This window comes from Nocardia cyriacigeorgica (genome assembly GCF_005863245.1).
Taxonomy (GTDB): Bacteria; Actinomycetota; Actinomycetes; order Mycobacteriales; family Mycobacteriaceae; genus Nocardia; species Nocardia cyriacigeorgica_C.
The window spans coordinates 326,326-343,726 of record NZ_VBUT01000002.1; the positions used below are offsets into that span (position 1 = coordinate 326,326).

At 68.7% G+C, this 17,401-nt stretch carries 16 protein-coding genes and 1 pseudogene; 6 read left to right on the plus strand and 11 right to left on the minus strand.

The features are described from left to right. Positions 1 to 32: 32 nt before the first annotated feature. Positions 33 to 746 (minus strand): MBL fold metallo-hydrolase, encoded by a 714-nt coding sequence (locus FEK34_RS04730; protein WP_138446616.1) that lies wholly within the window; start codon positions 744 to 746, stop codon positions 33 to 35. A 309-nt stretch (positions 747 to 1,055) separates the two neighbouring features. Between FEK34_RS04730 and FEK34_RS30600 the strand changes: the two are divergent. Continuing rightward, a pseudogene (locus FEK34_RS30600) lies at positions 1,056 to 1,349 on the plus strand (hypothetical protein); the annotation flags it as partial. An 11-nt stretch (positions 1,350 to 1,360) separates the two neighbouring features. On the opposite strand, the gene FEK34_RS04740 reads toward FEK34_RS30600, so the two are convergent. The 4 genes from FEK34_RS04740 to FEK34_RS04755 all read right to left on the minus strand — a co-directional run bounded on the left by FEK34_RS04740 (position 1,361) and on the right by FEK34_RS04755 (position 5,311). Further along, complete coding sequence (locus FEK34_RS04740) at positions 1,361 to 2,110, minus strand: adenosylcobinamide-GDP ribazoletransferase (RefSeq protein ID WP_138446617.1); 750 nt, start codon at positions 2,108 to 2,110, stop codon at positions 1,361 to 1,363. 94 nt (positions 2,111 to 2,204) lie between these two features. Then, positions 2,205 to 3,305: a nicotinate-nucleotide--dimethylbenzimidazole phosphoribosyltransferase gene (cobT, locus tag FEK34_RS04745; RefSeq protein ID WP_138446618.1), complete on the minus strand. Its 1,101-nt coding sequence runs from the start codon at positions 3,303 to 3,305 to the stop codon at positions 2,205 to 2,207. A 251-nt stretch (positions 3,306 to 3,556) separates the two neighbouring features. Further along, positions 3,557 to 4,102 (minus strand): bifunctional adenosylcobinamide kinase/adenosylcobinamide-phosphate guanylyltransferase, encoded by a 546-nt coding sequence (locus tag FEK34_RS04750; protein WP_138446619.1) that lies wholly within the window; start codon positions 4,100 to 4,102, stop codon positions 3,557 to 3,559. Positions 4,103 to 4,351: 249 nt separating this feature from the next. Further along, entirely contained in the window at positions 4,352 to 5,311 is a 960-nt protein-coding gene (locus FEK34_RS04755; RefSeq protein WP_138446620.1) for a helix-turn-helix domain-containing protein, read from the minus strand. Between the two features lie 86 nt (positions 5,312 to 5,397). Here FEK34_RS04755 and FEK34_RS29890 point away from each other — a divergent pair, with 86 nt between their 5' ends. Beyond that, positions 5,398 to 5,559 carry a hypothetical protein gene (locus FEK34_RS29890; protein WP_171048046.1) on the plus strand — a complete coding sequence of 54 codons (162 nt, stop codon included), beginning with the start codon at positions 5,398 to 5,400 and terminating at the stop codon, positions 5,557 to 5,559. 203 nt (positions 5,560 to 5,762) lie between these two features. Here FEK34_RS29890 and FEK34_RS04760 read toward each other — a convergent pair whose 3' ends face one another. Continuing rightward, complete coding sequence (locus tag FEK34_RS04760) at positions 5,763 to 6,431, minus strand: DUF3043 domain-containing protein (RefSeq protein ID WP_036535178.1); 669 nt, start codon at positions 6,429 to 6,431, stop codon at positions 5,763 to 5,765. A 195-nt stretch (positions 6,432 to 6,626) separates the two neighbouring features. Here FEK34_RS04760 and FEK34_RS04765 point away from each other — a divergent pair, with 195 nt between their 5' ends. Both FEK34_RS04765 and FEK34_RS04770 read left to right on the plus strand, forming a co-directional pair. Continuing rightward, the gene (locus FEK34_RS04765) at positions 6,627 to 6,977 is read left to right on the plus strand and encodes a HesB/IscA family protein (RefSeq protein ID WP_014350070.1); all 351 of its coding nucleotides are present in this window, start codon (positions 6,627 to 6,629) and stop codon (positions 6,975 to 6,977) included. A 99-nt stretch (positions 6,978 to 7,076) separates the two neighbouring features. Further along, entirely contained in the window at positions 7,077 to 8,048 is a 972-nt protein-coding gene (locus FEK34_RS04770; protein ID WP_138446621.1) for a carbohydrate kinase family protein, read from the plus strand. A 261-nt stretch (positions 8,049 to 8,309) separates the two neighbouring features. On the opposite strand, the gene asnB is transcribed toward FEK34_RS04770, so the two are convergent. Next, positions 8,310 to 10,253 carry an asparagine synthase (glutamine-hydrolyzing) gene (asnB, locus tag FEK34_RS04775; RefSeq protein WP_138446622.1) on the minus strand — a complete coding sequence of 648 codons (1,944 nt, stop codon included), beginning with the start codon at positions 10,251 to 10,253 and terminating at the stop codon, positions 8,310 to 8,312. Positions 10,254 to 10,755: 502 nt separating this feature from the next. On the opposite strand from asnB, the gene ctaC reads away from it, so the two are divergent. Both ctaC and FEK34_RS04785 read left to right on the plus strand, forming a co-directional pair. Further along, entirely contained in the window at positions 10,756 to 11,847 is a 1,092-nt protein-coding gene (ctaC, locus tag FEK34_RS04780) for an aa3-type cytochrome oxidase subunit II (RefSeq protein ID WP_138446623.1), read from the plus strand. A 13-nt stretch (positions 11,848 to 11,860) separates the two neighbouring features. Continuing rightward, entirely contained in the window at positions 11,861 to 12,277 is a 417-nt protein-coding gene (locus FEK34_RS04785) for a cytochrome c oxidase subunit 4 (protein ID WP_014350074.1), read from the plus strand. Between the two features lie 185 nt (positions 12,278 to 12,462). Here FEK34_RS04785 and FEK34_RS04790 read toward each other — a convergent pair whose 3' ends face one another. The 4 genes from FEK34_RS04790 to FEK34_RS04805 all read right to left on the minus strand — a co-directional run bounded on the left by FEK34_RS04790 (position 12,463) and on the right by FEK34_RS04805 (position 17,188). Then, a complete protein-coding gene (locus tag FEK34_RS04790) occupies positions 12,463 to 13,740 on the minus strand; it encodes an FAD-binding oxidoreductase (protein ID WP_138446624.1) in 1,278 nt (425 codons plus the stop codon). Positions 13,741 to 13,793: 53 nt separating this feature from the next. Next, positions 13,794 to 15,356 (minus strand): alkaline phosphatase D family protein, encoded by a 1,563-nt coding sequence (locus FEK34_RS04795; protein WP_138446625.1) that lies wholly within the window; start codon positions 15,354 to 15,356, stop codon positions 13,794 to 13,796. 78 nt (positions 15,357 to 15,434) lie between these two features. After that, positions 15,435 to 16,202, minus strand: a complete 768-nt coding sequence (locus FEK34_RS04800; RefSeq protein ID WP_138446626.1) for a sporulation protein — start codon at positions 16,200 to 16,202, stop codon at positions 15,435 to 15,437. A gap of 260 nt (positions 16,203 to 16,462) precedes the next feature. Continuing rightward, positions 16,463 to 17,188, minus strand: coding sequence for a lysophospholipid acyltransferase family protein (locus FEK34_RS04805; RefSeq protein WP_138446948.1), 726 nt, complete (start codon positions 17,186 to 17,188; stop codon positions 16,463 to 16,465). Between the last annotated feature and the right edge of the window lie 213 nt (positions 17,189 to 17,401).

Genomic DNA, 17,401 nt, shown 5'->3' on the forward strand with positions numbered 1-17,401 from the left:
GCCGGCAGCGGCCGGAGGGCGGATTCGGTGGGTCAGCCGGGCATGAGTGCCTGCCACTCGGCCAGCGACGTCGGCCGCAACACGTAGTTGTTGGCGCGGATCGTGTCCAGCGAGGCGTTCGGATCCTGGCTGTACCAGTGGCCGGGATAGACCGTGGGATTACCGTCCAGTTCGGACAGGTAGCGCAGGCTGCGGAACATCGCCTCGGAATCGCCGCCGGGGAAGTCGGTGCGCCCGCAGCCGTCGACGAACAACGTGTCGCCGGCGATGAGCCGGTTGTCGAACAGGAAGCACTGGCTGCCGGGCGTGTGGCCGGGGGTGTGCAGCAACTCGATGTCGAACGCGCCGACACTCACCTTGTCGCCGTGGTCGTGGCCGGTGAGCTCGCTGGGCGCGATCCCGGTAACGTTGGCGACCCAGGGTAATTCCTGATTGTTGACATGCACTGCGACGCTGGTCTTTTCGAGTAACTCACGCACCCCGCGCAGGGTGAAGCCGAGCATGGTGCCACCGACGTGATCGGGGTGATGGTGGGTCGCGAGCACCCCGGTCAGCCGCAGTCCGTCATTCTCGGCGATGTCGGCCAGCTCACCGGCGGCATACGCCGGATCGACCACCACGCACTCACCGGTCTCCCGGTCGCCGATCAGATAGGCGAAATTGCGCATCTGTGTCGCGATGGGATCACCGACGGCGAAATCCCGTCCGGACAACAGCTGACGAAAGTACAGGCGCTCGGCTGACATACCGTCACTGTAGGGCCATGGGTACCGGCGGTGTCGGGTCAGCTGGCCGATTCGACACCGTACGACTCACCGGATTGCAGATTCGCCCAGGTGGGGCGCCCACCGGTGACTGGGACGGTTGCTGGCGGAGTTGCCGGGAGCGCTTACGGAGTTGCCGGGCAGTGAGTTCGCGCGGCTGCCGGGCGGAACTACCTTTCGCCCACCTCTGAGCGACAAGACGATCCGGCTGTCGCTCAGAGGTGGGCGAACGTGACCTCTCCGGGCGGCAGGCTCGACGAACCTGTCGGACCCCACGGGCACACTGGGCGTATGGGCGGGGAGGAATTCTGCACGATCGCGGGAATCGAGCTGCGATACGTGCTGACGTGGGCCATGTTCACGGCCGGGCACCCGGTTACCGTTGCCGAGCTCACGGGCGATCTGGAACGAGCGGGATTCCGGGTGCGCGGACGGTCGTCGAAGACGGTGTCGGACGCGCTGCGCTGGGAAATCCAGCGCGGGCGTGTCGTGCGCTGTGGACGGGGGGTCTACCGACCGGGGCGGATGCCGCGCCAGACGGCGGCCCGCATCCGCGACCGCGTGTGCCGGTTGCGTGCGGCTGCGGCCCGGACGGATCAGTGGCCGAAGGAGAAGCCGAGTGCGGTGAGTGCGGTGGTGGTCTCGACGATGGCGCCGAGCAGGTCCCCGGACAGTCCGCCGAACCTGTGTACACAGTGCCGGGCCGTCATCAGCGAGACGACCATGGCGACGATGATGACGCTCGGTCCAAGCCAACGATGGTCCGGCACCGCGAAGAATCCGGCCGCCACGGCGGCGAGCCCCCACGCGCCCACGACGACGGGCGATTGGGTGCCCGCAACAAGCGCGCCGAACCCGGTGCCCGGAGCTGCGGTGATGCCGCGGCGGCACGCGACGACCACGGCGACCCGAGCTACCGCCACCGCCAGCGCAACCGCGAACCACCGGCTCGACTCGGCCAGTGCTGCGAACGAAAACCCCTGCAGTCCAATGGCGAACACGATGGCGGCGACGCCGAAGGGGCCGGCGCTGCCGCTCTTCATGATTTCTCGGGCTCGTTCCGGCGGGCCGTAGCTGCCGAGGCCGTCGGCGGTGTCGGCGAGGCCGTCGAGGTGCATGCCGCGGGTGGCCAGCGCGAGCAGGCCGACGGCCACCAGGCCCGCGATCGCGCTGCTCGCGCCTGCTGCCGTGAGCAGCCACAGTGCGCCGGCCGCGAGCAGGCCGAGCACCAGGCCGACGACGGGCGCCCAGGCGATGGCGATGCCCGCGCTTTTCCGGTCGACGGTGTCCGGCCCTCGCACCGGGAGCACCGTCAGCCAGGAGAAGGCCAGGCGCGGTCCGATCACGGGGCCGGCTCCGCCGGTGCCGGCATGGTGACCGGGTCGCGGTGCGCTGCATGGGCGAATCTGCGCGGCGGCGTGTGCTCTCGCGGCTTCCCCATCATTTGTGCAGGTCGACGGCCGGCGCAGCCTCCGAGGTACTGACGCCCGCTTCGTCGAAGGTCGCCATGTCGGCGAGGGTGGCGACGGCGGCGCGCAGGATCGGCAGGGCGGTGAGGGCGCCCGAGCCTTCGCCGAGACGCATCTCGAGATCGATCAGCGGCTCCAGGCGCAGGTTGGTGAGGGCCAGGGCGTGGGCGGGTTCGGTGGAGCGGTGCCCGGCCAGCCACCAGTCGCGGGCGCCCGCGGCGAGGTCTTCGGCGACCAGCGCGGCGGCGGTGACGACGAGCCCGTCCAGGATGACGGGGGTGCGGCGGACAGCGGCCTGGGCCAGGAAACCCGCCATGGCGGCGATATCGGCGCCCGAGGCGACCCGCAGCAGGTCGACCGGATCCTTGGCGACCGGGCGGGCGCGGCGCATGGCATCGCGGATGGCGGCGACCTTGCGGATCCAGCCCGCGTCGTCGACGCCGGTGCCGCGGCCGACCGCCGCCACCGGTTCGGTGTTGGTGAGGGTCGCGATCAGCACGGTGGCCGGTGTGGTGTTGCCGATGCCCATATCGCCGGCGATGAGTAGGTCGGCGCCCGCATCGATCTCCTCGTCGGCGATGGCGCGGCCCGCGGCCAGTGCGGCGGTGACCTCGTCGGCGGTGAGCGCGTCCTCGCGGTCGATGCTGCCGCTGCCGCGGCGGACCTTGTGCTGGGAGATGCCGGGATCGGTGTCGGCGTCCACCGCCATGTCGACCACCCGCACCGTCGCGTCGGCCACCCGCGCCACCGCGTTCACCGCGGCGCCGCCGCCGAGGAAATTGGCGACCATCTGCGCGGTCACCTCGCTCGGATACGCCGAAACACCCTGGCGGGCGATGCCGTGATCACCGGCGAACACCACCACCCGCGCGCGTTCGAACTGCTTCGGCGGGCACACGCCCTGACAGGCGGCGACCCAATTGCCCAGGGTCTCCAACCGTCCCAGCGCCCCACCGGGCTTGGTCAGCCGGGTCTGCCGCAGCTGCGCCGCCGCCAACACCTGCGCGTCCGGCGCCGCAACCACTCCGAATCCCTGTTCCACTGTGCCGAGCTCCTCCGGTCGCGCATCCATCCTGCGCACCATCTTGCCCGGCGATGATCATCGGTCACCGGCCACCCGGTGCGGCGCGGACCCGAGGGCTGGTGGGGCGACGATGCCGGGTCTGCCCGACGCGACCACCCGGTGTACGGGAACTCGCGCGGCGAGGCTGCGGACGGCCGCGCTCCGTCGTAGTCAGCCGCGCTCCGTCGTAGCCAAGAGCCGCGCACGAACGCAGTCTCGACTCGAGCGCAGAGTCAGACGCGACCACCGGACTCTCTGTCTCAGCCCAGCCGCAGCGGGAGCCCCGCGACGATGAGGACGGCTTCGTCGCACACCTGGGCGAGGCGCTGGTTGAGGGTGCCGATCTCGTCGCGGAACAGGCGGCCGGAGCGGGTGGCGGGGATGACGCCCATGCCGACCTCGGGGGTGACGATGACGAGGTGGTCTTCGTAGGCGGCGACGGCGGCGACGAGGGCGTCGGTGTCGGGGGAGACGGTGCCGCGCGGTTCGTCCCAGGCGTCGCGGGCGTCGATGCGTGCGGTGAGCCAGGTGCCGAGGTCGTCGATCAGCGTCGCGCCGGGGAAGGGATCGGCGAGAATCGTTGCGGTGTCGGCGTTCTCGACGGTCTCCCAGTCGACGGGGCGGCGCTCGCGATGTTTGGCGATGCGTTCGGCGAAATCGACGTCGGCGGGGTCGGGGGTAGCCGTGGCGATATAGCGGACCGCACCACCTGCGACCAGCGATTCCGCATATGCCGACTTCCCCGATCGCGCGCCGCCGAGCACGAGCGTGCGGCGTGCGGGAGTCGGTTGCGGGGTGGACGACACCCGTGCACGCTACCAACCTGACTGTCGGTGAGATGACGCCGAGCGCCGCTCGGTAGGCCCGCTGCTATCACGGGCTCAGCGGTCCTGTGATGCTCGACCGCCCCCCGGACCGCTGCTCCTCCGCGTCATGCGCGGGCAAACCAGGTTGCTGCCTGGACGCGAGCGTGGAACCCGTCACCTCGGCGACGGGGCTGCTGATACTGCGGTAGTCCCGGCAGCGGCGCACCCGCCGCCGCAGCGCTCGGCGCGCTACCGTGTCCCACCACCGAACCGGCGGCGGTACTCGGTCGGCGCGATGCCGACCACACGCTGGAAGTGGTGGCGCAGCAACGCTGCCGACCCGAATCCGGCGCGCGAGGCGATCTGCTCGAGCCCGAGGTCGGTGTCTTCCAGGAGGTGTTCGGCGAGCTGCACGCGCTGGGTCGTCAACCATTTGACCGGGGTGGTGCCGGTTTCGGCGGCGAAGCGCCGGGCGAAGGTGCGGGTCGACATGGTCGCGCGGGCGGCGAGGGATTCCACGGTGTGCGGGAGGTCGAGGTTTTCCTGCATCCATTCCAGCGTCGCGCGCAGGCTGTCGGAGGCGCAGTCGGGGACCGGGCGTTCGATGAATTGGCGCTGGCCGCCGTCGCGTTGGGGTGGGACCACCATGCGGCGGGCGATGCCGTTGGCGGCGGCGCTGCCGATTTCGCGGCGCACCAGATGCAGGCAGGCGTCGATGCCGGCGGCGGTGCCGGCGCTGGTGATTAGATTGCCTTCGTCGACGAACAGCACGTCCGGGTCGACGGTCGCCTCCGGGAATTGTGCGGCGAGCTGGTCGACGTGGCGCCAGTGCGTGGTGCATTTGCGTCCGTCGAGCAAACCCGCGGCACCCGCCAGGAAGGCGCCGGAGCAGACGGTGAGCACGATGGCCCCGGCCTCGGCGGCCGCACGCACGGCGTCGACGACGGCAGGGTCGTGGTGTGTGGTGGCGGGAAAGGCGGGAATGGCCACTAGATCGGCGGCGGCGAGTTCGCCGAGCCCGTACTCCGGCGTGACGGTGATGCCCGGCGAGGTGGCCGGCAGTGGACGCCCGGGTTCGCGCCCGCACACCCGGAAGTCGAATCCGGGCAGGCCGTCGGCGGTGCGGTCGAGGCCGAAGACCTCGCAGATCACACCGAACTCGAACATGGCCAGCCGGTCGGACAAGACGACGGCGACCTTCGACAGCATGCCGACAGTCTATCTGGCCGAATATTGACGAAGGATGTCAGAACAGCCACTTTCGGCGGTATATCACCGGGCGAACAATTACTGCCATGATCGGTTTGGTGATAACCCTGGTAGCGCTGGCGGCATTCGTGGCGGCGATCGGCTGGCTCGGTTTCGGCCGCGTCGGTTCGACGGACATCATCGATCGCGACGTCGAGCGGGCGCGCGCCGAACTATTGGCAATGCGGTCCCGTGCGCCGCACCACTGATCGCGGCCGACCGGCAAGTTTCGCCGCGCGGTCGGCGCCGCTGCGCTGGACGACAGGGCGATTTTCCGTCAGTGGCCGGATGGTTGTCGCTGAGAGGGAATCGCGCGGGGGCGTGGCGCCGGCGGTTGGATCGTCGCCGCGTGACCGCGGACCTCGCTCACCCGAACTGTGCGGGAGCGAACTGTGCGGGAGTGCGCGAAACCTCAGACCGCGTCGCCCGGACCCACCCGCGGCTTCGGCGCCCGCATCTTGCGGATCTGCGAGGCGCGCACGAACGCGTACCACCCGAGCCGGAAACCGGTGTCGGTGGAATCGGGGAACCGCTCGCGAACCCGGTTGTTGACGATGCGGCCGAGCATCACGCCCTCGATGGCCATGAACAGCATCATGACCAGCATGGCCAACGTCACGATCGATTGCAGCGCGGGTGCGGCGAACATCGACAGGATCAGCACCAGCGCCATCGGCATGAACAGGCCGACGAGGTTGCGGCGGGCGTCGACGATATCGCGGACGAACGCGCGCACCGGGCCCTGATCGCGCGGCAGCAGATACTTGTCCTCGCCGGCCAGCATGCGGGCACGCCGGTCCTGGGCGGCGGCGCGGCGCTCGGCCGCGGCGGTCTTGCGCTCGGCCTTGTTGCCCCTGGTGGCTTTGCGCCGGGCACGGGCCTCTTTCGCGGTGAGCGGGGCCGGCGCGACCGGCCCGCGACGCCTGCCTTCGGCGTCACGACGTTTCGGGGTGGGACGGCCCTTACCCGCGGTGGCGGTGGCGGCCTGCCGCGCGGAACTCGCGGCGGGATCGCCGTCCGCGGTCGTGCGGTCGGCGGGCTCGTCGGTGGTGCTGGAGTCGCCGCGGCGGAACAATTTCACAGCAACCAGGCTATTCGATATATGCCACGGCCGGAAATGCGGTCTGCCCGACACACGTGGGCGGGGTCACCTGGGTCGAGTCCAGCGCGGACGGAGAAGGTGGCAAGATGGGAATAGCAGCCCGCCCGGTGGTGTTGACTCCCGACGAGCCGTGCGCTGTTCACGGGATGACCACAGCTGTCCTTAGGAGAGTTCATGACAGTGCAGAACGAGACCGAAGTCCACGGTGTGACGCTCACCGACGCAGCCGCCGCGAAGGCGAAGGCGCTGCTGGACCAGGAGGGTCGTGACGACCTGGCACTGCGGATCGCCGTGCAGCCCGGTGGTTGCGCGGGCCTGCGCTACCAGCTGTTCTTCGACGACCGTTCGCTCGACGGTGACCTGACCGTCGATTTCGGTGGCGTCACCCTCGCGGTCGACCGGATGAGTGCCCCGTACGTGCAGGGCGCCTCGATCGACTTCGTCGACACGATCGAGAAGCAGGGTTTCACCATCGACAACCCGAACGCCACCGGCTCCTGCGCCTGCGGCGATTCGTTCAACTGATCTCAGTTGTTCCTTCAACGGACACGTAGTTGATACGGTGAAGACCCGGACTCCGGTCCTGGTCTTCGCCTTTTGCCGCCTTCAGAGGGGTTCAGCTACGTGTCCATTGCCGTATCCGCGTCCATTGCGACCGACCATCTCATGCGCTTTCCCGGGCGGTTCGCCGACGTCCTGCTGGCCGATCAGCTCGACCATGTGTCGCTGAGCTTCCTCGTCGACGATCTGGTGATCCGTCGCGGTGGAGTCGGCGGCAATATCGCCTATGCCATGGGTCTGCTCGGCCGCAACCCGCTGCTCCTCGGCGCTGTCGGCGCCGATTTCGCCGAGTACCGGCAGTGGCTGGAATCCCACGGTGTCGACTGCTCGGCGGTGCGGGTCTCCGATTCCGCGCACACCGCGCGCTTCGTCTGCACCACCGACGAGGACATGGCCCAGATCGCCTCGTTCTACCCGGGCGCGATGAGCGAGGCCCGCGACATCTCCATCGCCGGCCTGGTCGAGGACCGCACGCTCGACCTGGTGCTGGTCGGCGCGAACGACCCCGAGGCGATGCTGCGGCACACCGCCGAATGCCGTGAACTCGACATTCCCTTCGCCGCGGACCCCTCCCAGCAGCTGGCCCGCCTCGACGGCGACCAGACCGTCCAGCTCATCGACGGCGCCGCCTACCTGTTCACCAACGAATACGAGTGGGGCCTGCTCAAGCAGAAGTCCGGGCTCACCGAGGAGGAAGTGGCCTCCCGCGTGGGCATCCGGGTCACCACCCTCGGCAAGAACGGCGTGGTCGTGGTCGACCGCGACGGCTCCGAGGTCCGGGTCGGTGTGGTGCCGGAGAACGCCAAGGTCGACCCGACCGGTGTCGGCGACGCCTTCCGCGCCGGCTTCCTCACCGGCCACACCGCCGGTCTGAGCCTCGAGCGCGCCGCGCAGCTGGGTTCGCTGGTGGCGGTGCTGGTGCTGGAGACCGTCGGCACCCAGGAGTGGACCCTGGACCCCGACGACGCCCTCAAGCGCCTGACCCAGGCTTATGGGCCCGAAGCGGCCGCCGAGCTCGAGCCGCTGCTGCGCTGAGGTTCTGCTCATGCGTGCGTAGGCGCTCCGCGAGGTCGAGCCGCCGATTTTCGCCTGAGTGGTGCCGGCGCCAGCTCGAAGCACCTCCGCACGGTGCCGCTCCTGCCCGGTGGGGCGTCGGACTCGCTCATCGCTTCGGCGGTGAGCGCCGTCCGGCCCGAGCTCCCGACAAACGAGTGCCGCGCCCGGGATCAGAATGTCTCGATCTCAAACCTACGAGTGCCCCGCTCGCCAGAGCGGGGCACTCGTTCATGGAGAGACCTACAGCGACACCGGGTACGTCGGCTCCTGGATCTCCGGCTTGATCCGGTCCTCGACGAAGATCCCGTGCCACACCATGAACACCAGCAGCGTCCAGAGCCTGCGGCTGTGATCGGAAGTGCCGGCTCGATGCGCTTCGAGCATCGCGGTGATCGCGGCCTTGTCCAGCAGGTGATCGGTCTGCGATTCGGCGATCTGCTGCCGGGCCCAATCGTAGAGTTCGGTGCCGCGCAGCCAATGCCGCAGCGGCACAGGGAAACCCAGCTTGGCGCGGTGCAGCACATGCGCGGGCACGATGCCTTCGAGGGCCTGGCGCAGCGCGTACTTGGTGGTGTCCTTGGTGATCTTCTGCTCGAACGGGATCTGCTCGGCGACCGCGAAGACCTCCGGATCCAGGAACGGCACGCGCAGTTCCAGCGAATTCGCCATCGTCATCTTGTCGGCCTTGACCAGGATGTCGCCGCGCAACCAGGTGAACAGGTCCAGGTGCTGCATCCGCGCCACCGGATCCCAGCCGCGCGATTTCGCGTAGATCGGGGCGGTGACGTCCTGATGAGTCCACTCGGGCCGGAAATCGCGCAGCACCGCGCGCAATTGGGCGTCGTTGAAGCTGCGGGCATTGCCGTAGTAGCGCTCTTCCAGCGTCAGCGAGCCGCGGTGCAGCAGGCTCTTGCCCCGGGTGCCTTCCGGAATCCGGTCCGACAGCTTGCCCGCGAGCCTGCGCAGACCCCGCGGCAGCCGCTCGAACGGCTTCAGCGACAACGGTTCCCGGTAGATGGTGTAGCCGCCGAACAGCTCGTCGGCGCCCTCACCGGAGAGCACCACCTTGACGTGCTTGCGGGCTTCCTTGGCCACGAAATACAGCGGCACCAGCGCCGGGTCGGCCACCGGATCGTCGAGGTACCAGACGATTTCGGGGATGGCGGCGGCGAACTCGGCGGGGGAGACCACCTTGACGATATGGCGGGCCCCGATCGCGGCGGCGCTCTCGGCGGCGACGTCGACCTCCGAATAGCCCTCCCGCTCGAACCCGGTGGTAAAGGTGATCAGGTTCGGGTTGTGCCGCATGGCCAGCGCGGCGATCGCGGTGGAGTCGATGCCGCCGGACAGGAACGAACCGACGGTCACATCGGCGCGCATATGCTTGGCGACCGAGTCCTCCAGCGCCGCGGCGATCTCCCGGTAGCGGGCCTGCTCGGACCCGGCCGCGAACGGCTTGACCCGGAACCGCGGCTCGAAGTAGCGGACGGTCTTCGGCTCCTCGCCGGGCTGGACCATCGCGTAACTACCGGACTCGAGCCTGCGGATGCCGGCGTGCAGCGTCTCCGGCTCGGGCACGTATTGCAGCACCGTGTAGTGCTCGAGCGCGCGCGAATCCAGCTCCTCGCCGGCGCCGATCGCGGGCAGCAGCTCCAGCAGGCTCTTCTTCTCGCTGCTGAACGCGGTGCCGCCGGGGCCGGTGGCCAGGAACAGCGGCTTGATGCCGAACGGGTCGCGGGCCAGGAACAGCTGCTCGGTCTCGGTATCCCAGATCGCGAAGGCGAACATGCCGCGCAACCTGCGCACCGCGTCCGGGCCCCAATAGTGGAAGGCCGCGACGATGGACTCGCTGTCGCCCTCGGTGGCGAACATGGCGCCGTCGGGGAACTCGGCCGCGTGCTCGCGCGCCAGCTCCTCGCGCAGCTCCAGATAGTTGTAGATCTCACCGTTGAAGGTGAGGGCATAACGCTGCGGGTTGTCGGCCGGGCCCCAGCGCAGCGGCTGATGCGAATGCTCGATATCGATGATCGACAGTCGGTTGAAACCAAAGATCACATGCTCGTCATGCCAGGTCCCGCGCTCGTCCGGGCCGCGGTGGCGACCGCAGTGCAGGGCGTCGTACACCTGCTCCACCGTGTCGGGCGCTGCTTTGTCAGACGTCAGAAATCCGAGCAGTCCACACACGGCGTCGGCAACCTCTTTCCTGCGGTCGGTGCCGCGCCGATCCGGTTCGCGCGCGGCGGAGAACTCCCTGGCGAAAATCTAGTGACCGAGTATGCCCCACTCGACGGCCGATCGCCTTGTTCAGGGGCCGGAACCAGACGGCGCCGACGGCGAGAATCGGCCGGACCCATGGCGGAGTCGGCGGACGGTCCGCTGCCGCGAACGGCGATCGCACGCCCTGGTTCGACCGCCGGTCGCGTCCACCTCCAGACCGGGCGGACGGCCACGTGCTGGGCGGATGGGGTCACGGCCGCGGATGCGTACCGCACCACGGAGTGTCGAAGCCGACCCGACGCGGAACCAAGACCAGGTTTGGTCTACGCTGCGTAGTACTCGGGCCGTCCCGTGGTGCTCCGTGCGCGAAAGCGCCGGTATCCGCGGTGAGGTTCGGACAAGCTGTTGACGTGCCGTCCCCAGCGGACGGTGCAGTGTCGGAATGTGTGGCGACCAGGAAGGCGTGAGCGTGGCGCACAAGGCGAGCGACGAGATCGGGGCACACCCCGCCCGGGGGCGGCAGGGCCGTGTCCTTCGGCGGGCCGGGCTGGCGGTGTCCTTGGGGATCACCGCGATGCTCGTCTCGGGCTGCTCGATCGACAATGTCTGGCTGCGGTTCGGCTGGCCATCGGGCATCACGCCGCAGGCCACCCGCATGCGTGAGCTGTGGACCTGGTCGGTCGTCGCCGCCCTCCTGATGGGTGTGCTGGTGTGGGGCCTGACCTTCTGGACCATCGCCTTCCACCGCAAGAAGAAGGACTCGCCGGAGTTCCCGCGCCAGACCGGCTACAACGTGCCGCTGGAGCTGACCTACACGGCGATCCCGTTCGTCATCATCGCGGTGCTGTTCTACTTCACCGTCGTGGTGCAGAACTACGTGCACGAGAAGGTCGACAACCCCGACGTCGTCGTGGACGTGACCGCCTTCCAGTGGAACTGGAAGTTCGGCTACCGCAGCGTGGACCTGAAGAACGGCTTCACCTACAACGGCATCGACACCGAGCGTGAAGCCCTCAACCAGGAACAGCTGAAGGCCTACGAGGAGCGCATCGACCCCGAGCACGGCCACCCGCAGCCGGGCCCGGTGCACGGTAAGCCGGAAAACGACATCCTGTCCTACCTGCACTACGACAAGATCGAGACCATCGGCTCCAGCAACGAGATCCCGGTGCTGGTGCTGCCGACCGGCAAGACCATCGAGTTCCAGCTCGCCGCCGCCGACGTCATCCACGCCTTCTGGGTGCCGGAGTTCCTGTTCAAGCGCGACGTGATGCCGAACCCGAAGGAAAACCACTCCGACAACGTCTTCCAGATCACCAAGATCGAGAAGGAAGGCGCGTTCGTCGGCCGCTGCGCCGAGATGTGCGGTACCTACCACTCGATGATGAACTTCGAGGTCCGCGCGGTCTCGCCGGAGAAGTTCCAGGCCTACATCGAAGCGCGCGACAAGGGCATGACCAACGCCCAGGCGCTCGAGTCCATCGGTGAATCGCCGGTGGCCACCTCCACCCGGCCGTTCAACACCGACCGCACCGTCAAGAGCGCGGCCGAGAGCAACTGAGGACTGATCTGACATGAAGATCGAAGCGCGGATTTTCGAACTGCTGACGGTGTTCTTCGTCATCGTCGGCATCGTCTACGGCTTCTTCACGGCACAGTCGCGCACCGGCGTCGAATGGGCGGGCACCACCGCCATCGTGCTGACCGCGGGCCTGTCGCTGATCATCGGCACCTACTTCCGCTTCGTCGCCCGGCGCCTGGACCTGCGCCCGGAGGACTACGAAGACGCCGAGATCGTCGACGGCGCCGGCGACCTGGGCTTCTTCTCGCCCGGCAGCTTCTGGCCCATCTGCCTCGCGGCCGCGGGTTCGGTCACCGCGCTCGGCCTGGCCTTCTTCCAGTTCTGGCTGATCGGCATCGGCGTCGTGCTGGTCCTGATCGCCGCCGGCGGCCTGGTCTTCGAGTACCACATGGGTCCCGAGAAGCACTGAGCTACGCGTGACGAACGCCCCGCCGGTTACGACCGGCGGGGCGTTCGTCGTTCCTGGGCCGAACCGGATACGCATCGGCTCGACCGTCCATGCGGAACCGAGTCGCTCGACGGGTACATGTGGACGGCGAGCGGTATCGGCTGCGGACGCGACTCCGGCCGCGGCCGGAGTTGCTCAGCTCGGCCCTACTCCGCGGATTCGTAGCGGAGGGCGTGTTCGGAGCGGCAGATTTCGTCGATGGTGGTGACGATGTCGCGGAGTTGTTCGGAGGGGAGGGAGGCGGGGCGCAGGCGGCAGGTGAAGGTGATGAGGCCGTGGTCTTCGGGGGTGAGGCCGCGGGCGGCTGATTCGGCGCGCAGGAAGTTCGAGCGGACGCCGTAGGTCATGGCGGAGATGACGGTGAAGCAGCCGGTGCGTTCGCGGTGGCCGGCGAACAGGTCGTGCAGGCGGTAGAAGACCGAGGTGTAGCTCGACAGCGGGGCGAACACGCCGACGCGGTAGGCGGGGCCGCGTTCGGAGGAGCTGATGACGGTGTCGGCGAGGTATTCGGCGTCGCGCAGGGTGAGCACCTTCGGGGTGAGCATGACCGCGCCCGCGGCGGCATTGCGCACCGGCATGCCCGCACGCCCACCGGCGGCCGAGGCGATCACACCGAGCGATTTGCGGGCCCTGGTGCCGACTTCGCGGCGCGCGCGCAGCGACCGGGTGGGTGCGGTGGGGTAGAGGCTCGACCACTGGCCGAACCGCACGGTGCCCAACTGCACATGCCCGGTGCCCACCGGCCGCGACACCTTCAGCGGCGCGGTATCGACCCAGCGGCCCACCTGCAACACCGCCTCACCGGGCCGCGCGACCTGGCCGTGCGCGTACTCGACGAAGGAGTCGAAATCCAGGAAGCGGTGGGCGTTGGTGCTGAGCCAGCTGTGGTCCTTGTCCACCTCGACGGTGTCGAGCGTCAGCGCGGTGATGATGCCGGCCCGCCCGCCGGCGCCGAGGATGCGGTGGAAGCGTTCGGTGTGATGGTCGCGCCCGCATGTGCCGATGCGCCCGTCCGGATCGACGTACTCGAGGTCGACGATCTGGTCGATGAACATGCCGTACTTGTGCGAGGCCGTGCTCACCCCGCCGACGGACGCGAATCCGCCCGCGGTGATATCGCGGTGGTCGCCGACGATCGGCAGACCGAGCCCGTGCGCGCCGAGTCGCCGGTCGATCTCGGACAACCGCGCACCGGCCTGCACCCGGACCGTCCCGCGCCCGAGGTTGATATCGAGCACCGAATTCATCCGGCGCATCGACACCACGGCACGCTGATCGGGCACCGACACGCCGTCGTCGACCAGCTCACCACCGCAAACGGTGAGCGGTTCGGCGCGCTGACGCGAATCGCGTACGGTGCGAACGACATCCGCGGTGTCACGAGGGAGATGTTCTTCGGCGGCGACAGTGTGCGGCGTGCTCATGGCACGCAAGCTAACCACAGCGCGCGCCCGCGTGCGCGCCCGATCCTCCCCGTTCATCGCCCCGGTGCGGGCAGCCGCCGACTGAACAGCACCGTTCCGCTCGCATCGCACAGATTCACCGTCAGCTCCCTTGACCGGCCGTCGATCAGCACCTCGCCGAAATGCTGGTAGGCGCCGTCGAGCGGGGAGGTGTTGGGCTGCGGCGGGGCGTGCACGAACACCGCTTCCGGGCCGAAGGTCGGGTCGAGGGTATTGGGTCCGAACGCACCCGCGTTGAGCGGTCCGGAGACGAATTCCCAGAACTCGTCGAAGTCGGTGAAGGCCGCGCGTTCGGGGGAGTAGTGGTGGGCGGCGGTGTAGTGGACGTCGGCGGTCAGCCACACCACGCCGGTCACTCGATCGCGTTTGATCGCCGAGAGCACCTGGGCGATCTCGGATTCGCGGCCCGAGGGTGCGCCTGGCTTACCGTTGGCGGGGCCTTCGAACGCGGTCTTACCGTCCGGCACCACCACTCCCAGCGGCAGATCGTTGGCGATGATCTTCCAGGTGGCGGTGGAGGCGCGCAGCCCGTCGATGAGCCAGCGGGTCTGCTGCGGGCCGAAGATGTTGCCGTCGGGGGAGACGTTGGCGCCATTGGTGTCTTTGTAGGTGCGCATATCGAGCACGAACACATCCAGCAGCGGGCCGTAGGAGATCGAGCGGTAGAGCCTGCCGTCGGCGGCCTCGTGCGGGTCGAGCGGGTTCCATTCGTGGAAGGCCTGCCAGGCCCGCGCGGCGAGGGTGTCCATATCGCGCTCGGTGTAGCCCTTGTCGGCGGCGATGGTGCCGCCGGGCGACCAGTTGTTGGTGGTTTCGTGGTCGTCCCATTGGACCAGCTGCGCGACCGAGGCGTTGAAGCGGCGGACGTTGTCGTCGGAGAGGTTGTAGGCGTACTGGCCGCGGAATTGGTCGAGGGTTTCGGCGACGGCGCTCTTGGCCTCGGTGACGACGTTCTTCCAGACGCGGCCGTCGGGCAGCGGCACAGTCTCCTGCAACGGACCGTCGGCGTAGACGACGTCGCCGGAGTGCAGGAACAGATGCGGGTCGCGGGCGGCCATGGTGGAGAAGATCTTCATGCCGCCGATATCGGGGTTGATGCCGTACCCCTGGCCTGCGACGTCACCGGACCAGTGCAACCGGATATCGGCCGGTGCCAGCGGGGCGGTGCGGAAGACGCCGGTGAGCGGTTCGGAGGTGGCGCCGTCCTCGGCCTCCAGGGTGACCCGGTAGTGCACCAGTTGACCGGCGGGCAGGCCGGAGACGCGCAGGCGGCCGGTGCCATCGGAGTCCGGGGTGAGCAGCGGTCCGGTGAATCGTTTGGCGTCGGCGAAGGATTCGGTGGCCGCGGTTTCCACGATCAGGGTCGCCGGGCGATCCGACCGTGCCCAGAGCAGGGCGCCGTCGCTGCGCGGATCGCCGACGGCGACGCCGTGGGTGAGCGCCGGCCGCTGCCGGACCAGCGCGGGCCCCGCATCGTTCGAGCAGGCCGCCAGCGTGGGTGCGGCGATCAGGCCGAGCGCGGAGGTGCGCAGCAGGGCGCGCCGGGAGAAGCCGTTGTCGGGACGGAGCACAACCATGGCGTCGACCTTGGCGCAGCCGAGGCAACGCAATATGAACGCGCGTCGTCGGCTGGGTCAACGGCTTCCCCAGCCGATTCAGCGCGAGGCGAGCGTATTCAACCGGTGGCCGATCGCGGCGGTCCAATCCACCTGTCCCACCGTCGCGTAGTCGATCCACATGGTCCCGATGTCGTCGCGGCCCGCGGCGAGAAAACTGCCGCGTTTATCGGCTTCGAGGACGACGTTCATGCCGTTGTCGGAGGCGAGGAAGGTCAGCTCGAGTTGATTGATGCGCGGGAAGCGCGGGGAGGGACCGAATTCGATTTCCTGATAGAACGGCAGCTGTTGCACGGCGCCCGCGATGCGCCCGGATTCGACGTCGGTGCTGTGGAGCGCGAAACCCCAGCGCAGGATGGCGTCGAGCACCGCCTGCTGGGCGGGGAGCGCGCCGACGGCGATGGGGTCGGTGTCGGTGGCATCCACGCCGCCGTCGAGTTCGACCACCGTGCGGACCGCGATGGCCGCGCCGGGTAGGTAGCGGCCGTTGTAGAACGTGATCGGAGTTTCCGTCGGAACCTGCAGCGCGAACGGGAATTCCAGGAAGGCGCCCGGCCCTACCTCGAAGCCACCGTGCAGCGGCAGTTGCGCGAAGGAGGCTTCACCGAGGGCTTCGCCGTCGCCGTATTCCACTTCCACCCGGGTCACCAGCTCCACGCCGACCCGCGACACGCGTTGCCGCGCCTGCCCGCCGCGCAACCGAACCACGCCCTGCACCACCCCGCCGGGTTGCACCCCGGTACCGAACAATTCGGTTTCCACTTCGGCCGCACCCACCCCGACCGACGCAAGCAACTTCTTGAACATGACCGCGACTCTGCCATCTCGGGCTCGGCGCACCATTACCGATCGGTAGCGCTGTGATCGAGGTCATTCGGACGAATCCGGCACGGGCTGCGGCGATTTCGAGGTGTTGACGGGAGTGCCGGACCGGAGCTGTTGCGGTGGCGTGCATCCGGGGCGGTACCGGCCACGGATGCGATCTCGGCGACGCCCACCCGTGCGTGGCTCTTCTACGACGACGCCCCGCCCACCCGGAAGGTGAGCGGGGCGTCGCAGACGAGGGGTCAGCTCGCGGCAGATTCCGGGATGCGGGTGGCCTCGGGAGCCGAGCCGGACGGCACACCCTTCTTCAGGCTGGCGGCGTAGACGTCGACGTACTCCTGGCCGCTCAGGCGCATGAGCTCGTACATGACCTCGTCGGTGACGGCGCGTTCGACGAAGCGGTTGCCGCCCATGCCTTCGTAGCGGGAGAAGTCGATGGGGGCGCCGAACTTGACGGTGACCTTGCGGCGGCGCCACCGGAACGGTCCGGGCGGGCTGACCTCGTCGGTGCCGATCACCGCGACCGGGATGACGGGGACGCCGGTTTCCAGCGCCAGCCGCGCCATACCGGTCTTGCCCTTGTAGAGACGGCCGTCGGGGGAGCGGGTGCCCTCCGGGTACAGGCCGACCAGCCGGCCCTGATCGATGAGTTTGCGGGCGGCGTTGAGGGCGTCCTCGGCGGCGCTGGCCCCGCTGCGGTCGATCGGGTACTGGCCGGTGCCGCTGAAGAAGAACTTCTGCATCCTGCCCTTGAAACCGGGGGTGTTGAAGTATTCGGCCTTGGCCAGGTAGTTGATCCGGCGCGGGCTCATCAGGGGTGCGAACAGCCAGTCCGCGAACGAGAGGTGGTTACCGGCGAGGATGGCTGCGCCATCGGCGGGAATGTTCTCCACGCCCTCTACCGTGGGCCGGTTGTAGATGTGGATGAGCGGGCCGATCAGCACGTACTTCAGCAGCCAGTAGAACATGACGTCCTTACCCCCGGGAGCGGGATCGTAGGCGGGCACCTCTCGGTTGCCGACTTTACCGCTGGACGCAGATCACATCCAAGCGCAGAGGCGAATCTCACCACACCGCGTCTGCTCGGTGCGGCCTGGTGCAGGGTGCTGTCGGGCCTGCCGTGACACCGGCCCGAGACCGGCGGCGGGACCGGTTCCATTTGCTGCGAGTGTGCTCGGCGC

Excerpts from the sequence above, each read along its gene's own strand:
- FEK34_RS04730 (WP_138446616.1), bottom strand. The coding sequence starts at position 746 with ATGTCAGCCGAGCGCCTGTACTTTCGTCAGCTGTTGTCCGGACGGGAT.
- cobT (WP_138446618.1), bottom strand. The coding sequence starts at position 3,305 with ATGGATGCGCGACCGGAGGAGCTCGGCACAGTGGAACAGGGATTCGGA.
- FEK34_RS04755 (WP_138446620.1), bottom strand. The coding sequence starts at position 5,311 with ATGCTGTCGAAGGTCGCCGTCGTCTTGTCCGACCGGCTGGCCATGTTC.
- FEK34_RS29890 (WP_171048046.1), top strand. The coding sequence starts at position 5,398 with ATGATCGGTTTGGTGATAACCCTGGTAGCGCTGGCGGCATTCGTGGCG.
- FEK34_RS04765 (WP_014350070.1), top strand. The coding sequence starts at position 6,627 with ATGACAGTGCAGAACGAGACCGAAGTCCACGGTGTGACGCTCACCGAC.
- FEK34_RS04785 (WP_014350074.1), top strand. The coding sequence starts at position 11,861 with ATGAAGATCGAAGCGCGGATTTTCGAACTGCTGACGGTGTTCTTCGTC.
- FEK34_RS04790 (WP_138446624.1), bottom strand. The coding sequence starts at position 13,740 with ATGAGCACGCCGCACACTGTCGCCGCCGAAGAACATCTCCCTCGTGAC.
- FEK34_RS04795 (WP_138446625.1), bottom strand. The coding sequence starts at position 15,356 with ATGGTTGTGCTCCGTCCCGACAACGGCTTCTCCCGGCGCGCCCTGCTG.
- FEK34_RS04800 (WP_138446626.1), bottom strand. The coding sequence starts at position 16,202 with ATGTTCAAGAAGTTGCTTGCGTCGGTCGGGGTGGGTGCGGCCGAAGTG.
- FEK34_RS04805 (WP_138446948.1), bottom strand. The coding sequence starts at position 17,188 with ATGTTCTACTGGCTGCTGAAGTACGTGCTGATCGGCCCGCTCATCCAC.